This is a genomic window from Intestinimonas sp. RTP31139st1_F5_RTP31139_211217, from assembly GCF_040226735.1.
GTDB classification, from domain to species: domain Bacteria; phylum Bacillota; class Clostridia; order Oscillospirales; family Oscillospiraceae; genus Intestinimonas; species Intestinimonas butyriciproducens.
Genome location: NZ_JBCOAQ010000052.1, coordinates 1 through 11,104, shown reverse-complemented (window position 1 = coordinate 11,104; position 11,104 = coordinate 1). Strand labels below are relative to the sequence as shown.

At 62.7% G+C, this 11,104-nt stretch carries 13 protein-coding genes; 5 read left to right on the top strand and 8 right to left on the bottom strand.

The genetic code is table 11. From position 1 onward, the window contains the following. Window positions 1-147 precede the first annotated feature (147 nt). From ABUA09_RS16960 to acgA, 7 genes are all read right to left on the bottom strand, one after another. The gene (locus ABUA09_RS16960) at window positions 148-930 is read right to left on the bottom strand and encodes a protein-ADP-ribose hydrolase (RefSeq protein ID WP_195974271.1); all 783 of its coding nucleotides are present in this window, start codon (window positions 928-930) and stop codon (window positions 148-150) included. A 62-nt stretch (window positions 931-992) separates the two neighbouring features. Next, entirely contained in the window at window positions 993-1,940 is a 948-nt protein-coding gene (locus ABUA09_RS16955; RefSeq protein ID WP_349949554.1) for an SIR2 family NAD-dependent protein deacylase, read from the bottom strand. Between the two features lie 17 nt (window positions 1,941-1,957). Then, window positions 1,958-2,212 (bottom strand): hypothetical protein, encoded by a 255-nt coding sequence (locus tag ABUA09_RS16950; RefSeq protein ID WP_279204735.1) that lies wholly within the window; start codon window positions 2,210-2,212, stop codon window positions 1,958-1,960. Then, window positions 2,196-2,834, bottom strand: coding sequence for a 4Fe-4S binding protein (locus tag ABUA09_RS16945; RefSeq protein WP_227152239.1), 639 nt, complete (start codon window positions 2,832-2,834; stop codon window positions 2,196-2,198). The genes ABUA09_RS16950 and ABUA09_RS16945 overlap by 17 nt, the downstream gene beginning before the upstream one ends. 1 nt (window position 2,835) lies before the next feature. Beyond that, entirely contained in the window at window positions 2,836-3,426 is a 591-nt protein-coding gene (locus ABUA09_RS16940; protein ID WP_208319740.1) for a nitroreductase family protein, read from the bottom strand. A gap of 2 nt (window positions 3,427-3,428) precedes the next feature. Next, a complete protein-coding gene (acgM, locus tag ABUA09_RS16935; protein WP_195615277.1) occupies window positions 3,429-4,457 on the bottom strand; it encodes a radical SAM/SPASM domain protein, ACGX system in 1,029 nt (342 codons plus the stop codon). Window positions 4,458-4,562: 105 nt separating this feature from the next. Next, window positions 4,563-4,742 carry an ACGX-repeat peptide gene (gene acgA / locus ABUA09_RS16930; RefSeq protein WP_033118363.1) on the bottom strand — a complete coding sequence of 60 codons (180 nt, stop codon included), beginning with the start codon at window positions 4,740-4,742 and terminating at the stop codon, window positions 4,563-4,565. A gap of 204 nt (window positions 4,743-4,946) precedes the next feature. Between acgA and ABUA09_RS16925 the strand changes: the two genes are divergently transcribed. Together ABUA09_RS16925 and ABUA09_RS16920 are read left to right on the top strand one after the other, a co-directional pair. After that, window positions 4,947-5,285 carry a winged helix-turn-helix transcriptional regulator gene (locus ABUA09_RS16925; RefSeq protein ID WP_033118364.1) on the top strand — a complete coding sequence of 113 codons (339 nt, stop codon included), beginning with the start codon at window positions 4,947-4,949 and terminating at the stop codon, window positions 5,283-5,285. 691 nt (window positions 5,286-5,976) lie between these two features. Beyond that, entirely contained in the window at window positions 5,977-6,519 is a 543-nt protein-coding gene (locus ABUA09_RS16920) for an ECF transporter S component (protein WP_033118366.1), read from the top strand. Window positions 6,520-6,591: 72 nt separating this feature from the next. On the opposite strand, the gene ABUA09_RS16915 is transcribed toward ABUA09_RS16920, so the two are convergent. Then, window positions 6,592-7,959: a TraB/GumN family protein gene (locus tag ABUA09_RS16915; RefSeq protein WP_195615278.1), complete on the bottom strand. Its 1,368-nt coding sequence runs from the start codon at window positions 7,957-7,959 to the stop codon at window positions 6,592-6,594. A 250-nt stretch (window positions 7,960-8,209) separates the two neighbouring features. On the opposite strand from ABUA09_RS16915, the gene meaB reads away from it, so the two are divergent. The 3 genes from meaB to ABUA09_RS16900 all read left to right on the top strand — a co-directional run bounded on the left by meaB (window position 8,210) and on the right by ABUA09_RS16900 (window position 10,938). Continuing rightward, window positions 8,210-9,334: a methylmalonyl Co-A mutase-associated GTPase MeaB gene (gene meaB / locus ABUA09_RS16910; protein ID WP_349949553.1), complete on the top strand. Its 1,125-nt coding sequence runs from the start codon at window positions 8,210-8,212 to the stop codon at window positions 9,332-9,334. A 42-nt stretch (window positions 9,335-9,376) separates the two neighbouring features. After that, on the top strand, window positions 9,377-9,925 hold the full coding sequence (locus tag ABUA09_RS16905) for a gamma carbonic anhydrase family protein (protein ID WP_349949552.1): 549 nt from the start codon (window positions 9,377-9,379) through the stop codon (window positions 9,923-9,925). A 98-nt stretch (window positions 9,926-10,023) separates the two neighbouring features. Then, window positions 10,024-10,938 (top strand): carbon-nitrogen hydrolase family protein, encoded by a 915-nt coding sequence (locus tag ABUA09_RS16900; protein ID WP_349949551.1) that lies wholly within the window; start codon window positions 10,024-10,026, stop codon window positions 10,936-10,938. The last annotated feature ends 166 nt before the right edge of the window (window positions 10,939-11,104 follow it).

The window sequence follows — 11,104 nt, the reverse complement described above, 5'->3', positions numbered from 1 at the left end:
ACACTCTCGTGTGTCGCGCTGCTTCTCCTTTCAGTCCGGGGCTTGTTTGCGCACCGACTTTGAGTCCGGCGTGGAGGGATTTCGGACGGTGCGCCGCCGTAAGGAAGGCTGGGCCTCCTCCATCGCCCGGCTTGCCCAGCACACAGGTCAGAGCAGACCCCGGTAGATCTTTGCGTCCAAGTCCTGAAAGACATTGAAGATCACCCTTTTCACCGGGGACCGTGTTTCCAGGAACGCCTTTACTGCCCCCACCGCGATCTCCGCAGCATCTTTGTGCGGGAAGTGGAACTCTCCGGTAGAGACGCAGCAGAAGGCCACGCTTTTCAGGCCATGTTCCGCCGCCAGTTCCAGACAGGAGCGGTAGCAGGAGGCCAGGTCCGCCCGGTCCCGGGCCGTCGTCTGCCTGCCCACGACGGGGCCTACCGTGTGCAGGACATACCGGGCGGGCAGGTTGTAGCCCTCTGTCAGCTTGGCCCGGCCGGCAGGTTCCGGGTGGCCCTGGGCCTTCATAATGTGTCCGCATTCGTCCCGCAGTTGAAGCCCAGCCGCCGAATGGATGGCGTTGTCGATGCACCCGTGGCAGGGACAGAAGCAGCCCAGCAGGGCACTATTGCCTGCGTCCACGATGGCGTCCACCTTTAGGCGGGTGATGTCCCCCTGCCACAGCGCCAGCCTTTGGTCGCTTGGAGTCCCAGGGAGCCGGTCCCCATCCACCACGCCTTTTTCCTCCCGCTCCGTGGACAGCAGTTTGTCCTGCGGCCGAAGAAATGCGGGGTCCAGGGGCATGGGCGGCCGGAGATTCATCAGGCTCCGCAGCAGCCTTCGCTGTTCCGATACCGTGTGGGGAAACTGCGCTGCCTGCTCCCGGTACCGGGGCATCTCTTCCAGCAAAAACTGATTGAGTTCTTCGATTTGTTTCAGTCGGTCCATCCTGCGGTCCCTCCTTTCCCGGTGGTGCAGCCGATCGATACTTGCCTTTGCAAGGATCCGACTCATCCCCGGCTCTCCCTCTTCTCAGCCCAACTTCCGCCGTGGGTGTGCAAGCGGCTCCGTGCTGCCCCCCTATTGAGAGCCAGCAGCTCGGCAAGCGCCGCACCGACATCGCCGTCGATACAGACGGCGCGCCGTCCGATCTCCCCCGGGCACTCCGCCTGCCCCAGGTTGATGCAGGCGTAAACCGCATCGGGGTTCTTGGCGGTCAGCTGCCAGAAGGGATATTTGATGATGACCGGGGTGTTGTAGCCCACCCCCAGCTCCAGATAGAGGACCTTTCCCCGCCGGTGCCGCCGCAGGAAGTCCTCATACCGCTGAGCGGCCCGGTACCAGCCCTCGTCCTGGACAAACCTGTCGTCCGAGCGCAGGTTCATGGTCAGGGACCTGCCGCAGTTCGGGCAGCACGGAATCTGCTCAGATGGAATCTTCCCGGCTCTTTGCTCCCTGACCATCCGGCGGATGGCCTCCTCGTTGTCCCAGGTCTCCCGGCAGCAGGGCTGCGCACACTGGAACAGGCCGTAGTCCCCCTGGGTGTAAAAGAGCCGCTTCTTGTCAAAGCCCGCCTTCTGAAAGCAGTGGTCCACGTTGGTGGTCAGCACAAAATAGTCTTTGTCTTTGACCAGCGCAAGCAAATCCTGATAGACCGGCTTGGGGGCGTCCATGTAGCGGTTGATCAGGATATAGCGGCTCCAATAGGCCCAGTGCTCCTCCGGCGTGGGATAGGGGTAAAAGCCGCCGGCATACATATCGTGAAAGCCGTATTTCTGCCCAAAATCAGAAAAATACTTTCTGAACCGCGCTCCGTCATAGGCGAGCCCGGCCGAGGCGGACAGGCCGGCCCCGGCGCCGATCACCACAGCGTCGGCCCCCTCCAGGGCGCGGCGGAGCCGGAACACCGCTCCGGCCGCAGGATCCCTGTTTAAGATTGTCTGCTTGCTCCAAAGCATTCTCCATACTCCCTCCCTCACGAATGAAATACACAGTTTTTCCCCTCCGTCTGGACGCAGCGTCCGCAGGACACACAGCGCGGCTTTTTCTCCGGGTCCTCCTGCCATTGCCGGATGAGGGCCCCAGGAGGTCCGGACCGTTCAGGGAGGAAGCTGTCATCGTAAACGCCCAGCATCCGGGGGTTGGGATGCTCCTCCCGGCAGACATAGGCGCAGCTGGTCACAATGGCGCCCACGCCGCCCAGCGTGGGCGGTTCAAAAAGCGTTCTCATGGCAGTCGTCCCCTCTCGGCCTGACCGCTCCTGCCGGGCAGGCCTCGGCGCAGGCGCCGCAGTGCAGGCAGTTCTCTGGTCGGATGCGGAAGGGTGTCCCCGGGTCGATCGCCCCCTGGGGACAGGCGGTCCGGCAGCGTCCGCAGCCGATACAATCGGGGGTGATTCCATAGCCTTTTGCCCTTGGCCGGCTGTTTCCCACCGCCCAACTCTCCCGGAAGATGGATTTGACCCCTAAGTTGAAGTATTCGATGGAAAAATCTCGGATGCAAAATATTGCTCCAATATGCCGGGTGTCCCCGGGGTAGACGTTGGCCAGATAGGGCTGCTCGGAAAAGATCGTGTCCATCCAGCGGGTCCGCTCCGTCTCCGGAACAGCCTCCGCCCTTCCGGACAGACGGATCATCTCCTTGTATTTGGTGTATCCCATCACCTGGACCCGTCCGTCCCGCTCCAGCTCCCGGCAGAAGTCCTTGCCCCGGGCGGTGAAGAAATAGAGGGCCTCCGGCTCATAGTGAACGGCGCTGACGCACCGTACCTGGGGCGCGCCCCACCGATCCACGGTGGCGAAGGACAGCACCCCCACATAGCCCAGCTTCTCCAGACAAGTTTTAGCGTCCATGTCACCGCTCCTCCCCATCTATGATCAGGACCCTTCCCGCCCGACGCGCCTTGGGGGCCGGATAGTCCCCCGCGCAGTATCCCAGCAGGACGAAGCACCGGGCCTTCCACCCCTCCGGCACCCCCCATCCCTTCATGAGCTCCCGCCCAAGGCTGTTGTCAAAGGTCTCCTCTCCCCGTGCGACGATGCAGGAGGCAAGTCCCAGCCCGGTGGCGGCGAGTACCATATTTTCCGCACAGCAGAAGGCGTCCGGGATGCTGTAGAGAAAATTCTCCGGCGCGAATACAGCGCAGACGGCGGGGGCCCCGTAGAAGCCGCTTTTGATGGCTGGGTCGTCGATAATGGAGGGCTGCTCCGCCGACACATGGCCGCCCAGCAGCCTGGAGCGGTCCATGCAGGCGGCGTTGACCCGCCCCAGCCGCTCCACCAGCGTCCGGTCCCGGAGCCCCACCAGCATGGTGCGCTGTCCGCCTCCGGCATTGGGGGCCCAGCTTCCCGCCCGCAGCACCTGTTCCAGGGCTTGACGCGGGATTTGCCGGTCCTGATATTTGCGGATGGAGCGGCGGGTCCACATCAGATCAAAAATATCCATGATCAGACCTCTTTCCAGCACTGGGGGTCGGGGGCGTACATGCTGCCGTGGTATCCAGCGGCCACGGCGGGGCATCCCCGGCAGAACCGCCACAGCTCACACCCGGCACACTTCTCAAACTTGTCGTACCGGCGGTACTCCTCATAGGTGTCCCCAGTGAACAGGTCAAAGAGATCGTCGACAAGGGCATTGCCCACCCTGCTCTCCATCCGGCGGCAGGCGTACACCGCCCCGTCTGAGAGGATGGTCATATGGCAGTTGCCGCAGTTGCATCCGCCGTAGATCATGTCGTCCTTCGGGTAGTCCCCGGGATCAAAGAGCCCCTTCTCGTATTGGAACAGGATCCACAGGTGATCCTTGAGGCTGAAGGTGGTCTTGCAGCCCCGTGCCTCGTACTTCTGGAACCTCTCCCAACAGGCCTCCATCATGTCCCGATACTCCTGGGGGGAGCAGGTGACGTTCCGGTCGGCCATGGAGGGGCAGTACCGGGCGAAGGCGAAGATGTCCGCCTCGTGCTCCACCGCCACGTCCACCAGGGCGGGGATCTCGGCTACATTCCATTTGGACACGGTGGCCATGACGGCCACAGCGATACCAGCTCTCTTCAGCGGAGGAATGGCCGCCAGTGTCTCGTCATAGGAGCCGGGCCGGCGGATGCGGTCGTGAGTGTCCCGCAGGCCGTCCAGGGAGAGCTGATACTTTCGGCAGCCGTGCTCCGCCAGCCGTCGACACACCTCATCCGTCAGATGGAAGGGGTTGCCCAGGATGGCAAAGGGCAGGTCCCGCTCCTTCAGCAGCCCGGCCAGCTTCCAGAACTGAGGGTGGAGGATGGGGTCGCCGCCGGTGAGGTAGAAGTAGGGCAGCCGCCCCGCCTTCTCGCAGAAGGTCTGGCAGTTCTCAATGACCTTGACCATATCCGCCAGGGCCATCTCCTTGAATTTGGCGTGGGAGCCCAGGGCATAGATGTAGCAGTGCTTGCACCGCTGGTCGCAGGCTTCGGTAATGTGCCACTGAAAAGCAAAGTATTCCATCGTGTGTTCCTCCTGTTTGTGCGTGGGTGGTCTGGGGAGCGCGTTTCCCAAGCTGTGGACCGCTCCGCCGCTTGGGAAATGCGCCCCCGAAGGGGCGCGGGGGCCTTACTGCTTGTCGCCGGCGCCGCAGGCGCTGCCGCAGGCGGTGGGCTTGGGGTCGCCGGCGCCGCAGGCGCTGCCGCAAGCGGTGGGCTTGGGGTCACCGGCGCCGCAGGCGCTGCCGCAAGCGGTGGCAGCCTTGCTCTCAGCCTTGATGCCCCAGCCAAACAAATGCTTCAGTCCCATCAGTCGTTCCTCCTTTTATATTTGTTAGAAGTGAAATCGCGTCTCTCGACTTCCAGATATACGATAACATGCTGGATGTTCCAGGAAAAGTACGCACTTTTTTCTCACTTAGTCACCTTTTTGTAACCACTTGACCCCGCTCGCATCTAACATTTATAATTGGATATAACATCATCCAAATTACTTTTGCAGGAGGGCATGGAAATGCTGACAAAAGAAGAACTTCCGGCCTGCCCAGTGGCTACGACCGTTCAATTGATCGGGAACAAATGGAAACTGCTGATCTTACGAAATCTGCTGGACCGCCCCTGGCGGTTCAACGAGTTGAAAAAAGACCTGGACGGGATCAGTCAAAAGGTTTTGACGGACAGCTTGCGCTCTATGGAGTCGGACGGTATCATCACGCGCACCGTATATCCCGAAGTGCCCCCACGAGTGGAATACCGCCTGTCAGACTTGGGGGAAAGCATGCGGTCCATTCTGGAGTCTATGAAGGCATGGGGGATTTACTATCAGGAGTCTGTAAAAAACGATTCTCTCTAAGCTTACAGGCGATGAAGGGCGCATTTTCTCCGCTTGTCGGGGCATTTCCCGCTCCCTCGTCCTCCGCAGCTCCCTCCGTCCTTGCAGAGCGCTCACCGCTGGTGATGCACTGGAATTGGCAGCGGTAATCGGCCCCTTGGGCATTCGATAAGGTACGAAAACGGGACACTGTTTGAAACAGTGTCCCGTTTTTGCCGTCCATGCAAATCATTTGTTCTTTTCTGATCCGTCGCCGGCTCGGAGGCCCGGACGGCCCTTCCTGCTCATGGCGGGCCATCCTGCATTCCGCGGATCATCTGCCGCAACCGCCTCCAGATCCCCGTCGCAGAGCACGGGCGGGAAGGCGGCAGGCGCTCCGGCTCGAAATCCCACCAGCGCAGGGCCGGCAGCGGCCCACAATGATCAGCCGGTCGCCAAACTCCGGCCCGTGAAACAGCACGTTCCTGTGCGCAGGTGCGGCGGGGTCGTCAGGATCGCCATCCTGCTCCTGTCCCCCGGCGGGTCGTTTCTTTTCTCCTTGACAGGTAGTGCCAATTTGCGGTAGAATGGATCGACAGAAAGCCGTCAGGAAGGCGGCATGACCGTTCTCTCCCCCGCATATCAGAATGGAAAGCCACGAAGGCAGGGTCCCGCAGGAAGTGGGGCCGCTGTTTTCGTGGCTTTTTCAGGAAATGAAGGAGGACTCTTCCCCATGAAACAAAGCGCCACCAGAAAACTGGTCATGGCGGCCATGTGCGCGGCCCTGGGCGTGGTATTACCCCAGGCCTTCCACATGGTGCCCAATGCAGGCAGCGTACTGCTGCCCATGCACATCCCCGTCCTGCTGTGCGGCCTGGCCTGCGGCTGGCCCTACGGCTTGGCCTGCGGCATTCTGGCACCGCTGCTCTCCAGCCTGCTCACCGGTATGCCCCCTGCGGCCTACCTGCCCTCCATGCTCTGCGAGCTGGCGGCTTACGGCCTAGTGTCCGGCCTCATGAGCCAGTTCATCCGCCTCAGGAGCCGCACCGCCTCGGTGTACGTCCAGTTGGTCTCCGCCATGCTGGCGGGCCGCGTGGTGTACGGCGTGGTGAATGCGCTCATCTTCCGCGCCGGGTCCTACTCCTTCCAGATCTTCTTCACGGCGGCCTTCGTCACCGCTCTGCCCGGCATCATCCTCCAGCTTCTGGTCATCCCCCCCATTCTGGTCCTGCTCCAGAAGGCCCGGGTGCTGGAGCCTCAGCCCACCGCCGCGTAAGGGCGGCGGCACTCCGCATCCTTTTTCAAGCAGAAACAGGGCGTCCCGCAGGCGGGACGCCCTGTTTTGATCTCATCGCCCGTCCGGCGCAAGCTCCACGGTATAGCCCAGCGCCTGCAGGCCCCGCACTACGCCGGTCTCTCCTATCATATGGGCCGCGCCCACCACCAGGATGCCGGTGCGGGGACCTTCCGCGCTCAGATAGCGGTCGGCGTATTCGATCATGCCGGGGTCCCGGCGGAGCAGCAGGCGCTCGTCGAGCTCGTCGGCGGCGCGCAGTACCTCGTCCTTGCCGTAGGCGGCGGCAAAGGAGGCCGCGTCCCCGCTCTTCCACCACTCCACCCAGCGGGAGATATCCTCTACGCCGGAGGAGACGGTATCGCCGCGCTGCGCGGCCCGGAAGCCGGACAGAGCCCCCGAGAGATATCCGGCCTGGTAGGGACCGGACAGGCTGTCAAACAGCTCACCCTGGTAAACATAGCTCTCCACCGCGTCCACAGTCACGCCGCTGCTGACCGCTTTATTATATATGTAGGTATCCACCGCCAGAGGGTCCTCCAGGCTGTCCTCTCCCATGAGAAGGGTGACGCTGTTCACAAGATTGGCATAGGCCCAGGGCTTATATCGGTCCACCGCCGCCTCGTCCATGGTGTAGGGCTGCGGAAGCGCCGCCCCCACGGCCACCGCCTCCTGGAAGAGCGCACCGCTCACATGGTCCCGCAGGGCTTCCCCCTCGGGGTAATCCTGCATGGCCAGGAATGCCTGCGTGTCCTCCTTGTCTCCAAAGTCCACCTCGAAGATGGCGTCGTCCGCACCGGCGATGATCTCCCGCAGCCGCCCGGAGAGGGGATAGATATTGTCCCGGTCCACGTGGATGGTGCCCAGAAGATAGAGGGTGTTCCCATTGCCCTCGGCCCTCCAGAGAAAGCCCTGGGCGCCCGCGCCGCGGCGGTCGTAAAGATGCAGCACCAGCCGCTGCGCCATGACCAGCGCCTCCTGAAGCGTGCAGGGGCTCTCCAGCGCCAGGTCCCGTGCCTCTCCCCTGCCCAGCAGCACCCCCATCTCCACCAGGCAGTCCACCGCGTCCGCATCCGCTTCCACCTCCGGGAAATCCCAGACCGCCGCCTGCCGGTAGAGGGCGTTGACGACTCCGCCCCTGGTGGTGTCGATCGCCGGCGGAGGCGCCGGCGCACGGGCGGGGGCCTTCAGCAGCGCCAGACGGTCGGACACTATGGACCCGATCCGCTCCAGCTGTTCGTCCGTGATCTCCTCCAGAACGCTGTCGGTCCCGTCCGCCTCCCACAGCCCCAGTGCCAACGCCTCATACATGGCCTCGCACGCCCAAGGGGAGACGGGAGGCGTCTCCGGCTGCGCCGCCCTTGCGGGTAGCGGGGCAAGCATGCTCAAAGCCAGCAGCAGCGCCGGCAGTCTTTTCTTCATGGGGCCCTCCTTGACGCCCTTCCTCCCTGGGCCGGGACGGCCCGCTCTCCGCGGGAGGCGCCGTTATCCCCCATTGTAACGGCGGGTCCGGCTGCTGTCAAAGGAAATGAAAAAGAGTGGAGGAAACATTCGGTATTTGCCTTACGGTCGGCGGCGAAAGTGCGAAGCTTTCCGAGCTTGAAAAGGTTTGACTTTTCTATGGGCGGAGCGTATACTTTTGATACAGAATGAAGAGCTAGGAGGAGGTTTTTTGGAAAATTATACGACTTACAAGCCGGAATGGGCCCCCAGCGACGCCGGCAAGGAGTTTGCCTGTCAGGTCATGAGCGGAATCGATGAGGTCGGGCATCCCTCCGAGCCCGGTCCGGCCCGGTTCGTCCGCAAGCAATATACGGTGGACGACTATGTGGAGGGAGTCCTCCGCGGAGACCGCATGATGCTCGCCAAGGCCATTACCCTCATTGAATCCAACGCTCCCAAGCACTTCGCTCTGGGCCAGGAGATTCTCCAGCGCCTTCTTCCCCACACGGGGAATTCCGTCCGGGTGGGCATTACCGGCGTACCTGGCGCGGGGAAGAGCACCTTCATTGAGGCGCTGGGCAACTACCTGTGCAATCTGGGCAAAAAGGTGGCCGTGCTGGCGGTGGACCCCTCCAGCTCTGTCAGCAAGGGCAGCATCCTCGGTGACAAGACCCGAATGGAGACCCTCTCCAAGCGTTCGGACGCTTTCATCCGCCCCTCCCCCTCCGGCGGGACCCTGGGCGGAGTGAACCGCAAGAGCCGGGAGACCATGCTCCTGTGTGAGGCGGCCGGTTTCGACACCATCCTGGTGGAGACGGTGGGTGTGGGACAGAGCGAGACCGCCGTGCGCTCCATGGTGGACTTTTTCCTGGTGGTGGTACTGACCGGGGCCGGCGACGACCTCCAGGGCATCAAAAAGGGCGTCATCGAGACCGCCGACGCCATTCTGGTCAACAAGGCCGACGGCGCCAACAAGCAGAAGGCCCTGGTGACCCGCTCGGAATATGAGCAGGTGCTCCACTATCTGCGCCCCGTGGTGGAGGGCTGGGCCCCGAAGGCGTACACCTGCTCCGCCCTGAACGGCGAGGGCATCGCGGAGATCTGGGACGGGGTGATGACCTTCATGGACATCAGGGAAAAGCGCGGCAGCCTCCAGAGCCGCCGCCAGCAGCAGACGCTGGACTGGGTCTGGCAGATGACCGAGGAGCAGCTTCGCAGCGAGATCCTCAACAACCCCGCCGTGATCGCGCGCACGGCGGAGGTCCGGGAGGAGATCGTCCACAATCGTCTTTCCGCCACCCAGGCGGCCCAGGCGCTTCTGGACACCATTCGGGTGGAGGTGCGCAAATCGTGAGCCGGGCCCTGCCCGCAGACAGCAACAGGAGGATAAGACAACATGAGCACGCTCTATCCTTATAAGGGGCATTTCCCCCTGGTCGATCCGAACACCTTTCTCGCCCCCGGCGCCAGAGTCATCGGCGACGTCACCCTGGCCGAGGGCGTGAGCATCTGGTACAACGTGGTGGTACGGGGCGACGTCAACCACATCGCCATCGGCAAGTGGAGCAACATCCAGGACAACACCACCGTACATGCCGACAGCGGGCGCAGCGGCCTGAACGCCCGAAGCGGCATCCCCACCATCATCGGCGACAACGTAACCGTGGGCCACAACTGCATCCTTCACGCCTGCACCATCGAGGACTGCTGCCTCATCGGGATGGGCGCCGTCATCCTGGACGGGGCCTATATCGGGCGGGGCTCTGTGATCGGGGCCGGGGCCCTGGTGCTCAAGGGCACGGTGATCCCCCCCTTCTCCGTGGTGGTGGGCTCTCCCGCCAAGGTCATCAAGACGCTGGATGAGGGCAGTCTGGCCGAGCGTCTGGACCACACCCAGCACTACTACCAGCTGGCCAGGGAAAACAAAGCGTCTCTGGGGCTGTGACGCGCCCGCGCTTTCTGCGTGGGGAAGACGGCTCCCGCCTGGGGCGCTGCGCCCCGCCCGGCGACGACCATAACCCGTAAGGCCGGAGGATCACCGATATGAAGCATGTGATGAAGATCTCCACCGTGGCCTTTCACGCCATCTGGGGAAAGAAAGAGCTCAACCTCCAGCGCATGCTGGACTATATCGAGCTGGCCGCCGGCGAGGGCTCCAACCTGGTGGTCTTTCCGGAGATGGCGTTGACCGGTTACGACGACAAGAAAGAGCAGCCCAAGGCGGAAAAAATGCAGGTTCTGCAGGCGGAGACTGTACCGGGGCCTTCCTCCCAGCGCATTGCCGAAGCGGCACGGAAATTCGGTCTCTATGTGGCCTTCGGTCTGCCGGAGCGGGATCGCTGGGCCCCCGGAGCGGTCTATAATTCCGCCTGTGTCTGCGGTCCGGAGGGGATCCTGGGCGTATACCGCAAGATCCATCTGGCCTACCCCGAGCCCCACTGGGCCATCCGCGGCAGGGACCCCTTCCTGTTCCAGACGCCCTGGGGCCCCATAGGGGTGGGGATCTGTTATGATTCCTACTGTTTTCCGGAGCTGATGCGCTACTACGCCGCCAAGGGCTGCCGGGCCTATCTGAACCTCTCCGCCCACGCCAAATGCCACGGCACAGCACTGGGGAATGCCTCGCTGGTCTCAGCCAGCATCGTAGACCACATCTATGTGGTCACCTCGAATCTGGCGGGGAAGGATCTTTTCAATGTCTTCTGGGGCGGCGCCAGCATCATCGGCCCCAGTATGAATTTCTGGGAGGCCGAGTACTACGCGGGATATCCCTTCACCGATCCCAGAGCCATCCAGAACCGGATGTATACGGCCACGGTGGACCTGTCCCTGGCCAATCTGCAGATTTTCGGAAAAAATCCCACACTGGGCGGCGCTTCCGACTTCAGGCCCGCCCTGTACAAGGCCTGGATGGAGGAGCTGCTGGAGGACCCGCGCTACCAGGAGGAGCGGAAGTAGTTTCCGCCGAAAACCTTCGCTCTCATCCGCAGAGCGGGCGGCGATCCCTTTCCCTTGGGGAGCGCCGCAAAAACAAACGCAGGGGTGGTGGACCGTAAGTTTCCGGTCCGAGCAAGAAATAGACAGCGCCTCCGCAGTCCCGGGACTGCGGAGGCGCTGTCTATTT

Coding starts and splice junctions, on each gene's coding strand:
- ABUA09_RS16920 (WP_033118366.1), top strand. CDS start 5,977: ATGAAACAAAGCGCCACCAGAAAACTGGTCATGGCGGCCATGTGCGCG.
- ABUA09_RS16915 (WP_195615278.1), bottom strand. CDS start 7,959: ATGAAGAAAAGACTGCCGGCGCTGCTGCTGGCTTTGAGCATGCTTGCC.
- ABUA09_RS16945 (WP_227152239.1), bottom strand. CDS start 2,834: ATGGACGCTAAAACTTGTCTGGAGAAGCTGGGCTATGTGGGGGTGCTG.
- ABUA09_RS16900 (WP_349949551.1), top strand. CDS start 10,024: ATGAAGCATGTGATGAAGATCTCCACCGTGGCCTTTCACGCCATCTGG.
- ABUA09_RS16905 (WP_349949552.1), top strand. CDS start 9,377: ATGAGCACGCTCTATCCTTATAAGGGGCATTTCCCCCTGGTCGATCCG.
- acgA (WP_033118363.1), bottom strand. CDS start 4,742: ATGGGACTGAAGCATTTGTTTGGCTGGGGCATCAAGGCTGAGAGCAAG.
- ABUA09_RS16950 (WP_279204735.1), bottom strand. CDS start 2,212: ATGAGAACGCTTTTTGAACCGCCCACGCTGGGCGGCGTGGGCGCCATT.
- ABUA09_RS16940 (WP_208319740.1), bottom strand. CDS start 3,426: ATGGATATTTTTGATCTGATGTGGACCCGCCGCTCCATCCGCAAATAT.
- ABUA09_RS16955 (WP_349949554.1), bottom strand. CDS start 1,940: ATGCTTTGGAGCAAGCAGACAATCTTAAACAGGGATCCTGCGGCCGGA.
- acgM (WP_195615277.1), bottom strand. CDS start 4,457: ATGGAATACTTTGCTTTTCAGTGGCACATTACCGAAGCCTGCGACCAG.
- ABUA09_RS16960 (WP_195974271.1), bottom strand. CDS start 930: ATGGACCGACTGAAACAAATCGAAGAACTCAATCAGTTTTTGCTGGAA.
- ABUA09_RS16925 (WP_033118364.1), top strand. CDS start 4,947: ATGCTGACAAAAGAAGAACTTCCGGCCTGCCCAGTGGCTACGACCGTT.